Annotated in this window: 1 rRNA gene; it reads right to left on the bottom strand. The window is 47.7% G+C overall.

Annotation, left to right across the window (positions count from 1 at the left end):
* A 23S ribosomal RNA gene (locus tag M3636_RS29285) occupies nucleotides 1–256 on the bottom strand; the annotation flags it as partial.

Genomic DNA, 256 nt, shown 5'->3' with positions numbered 1-256 from the left:
GACTTTCAATTACAGGGCTTTTACCTTCTTTGGCGGGCCTTTCCAGACCTCTTCGTTTAACCGGTTCCTTTGTAACTCCATGTGAGACGTCCCACAACCCCAAAGAGCAAGCTCCTTGGTTTGGGCTTCTCCGCGTTCGCTCGCCGCTACTGACGGAATCACTATTGTTTTCTCTTCCTCAAGGTACTTAGATGTTTCAGTTCCCCTGGTATGCCTCTACTTGCCCTATGTATTCAGACAAGAGTAACTGGAAATT

The organism is Paenibacillus sp. MER 99-2 (assembly GCF_023714095.1).
Lineage (GTDB): Bacteria > Bacillota > Bacilli > Paenibacillales > Paenibacillaceae > Paenibacillus.
Note: the sequence above shows the minus strand (reverse complement) of the source record. Positions and strands in the feature narration are given on the sequence as shown.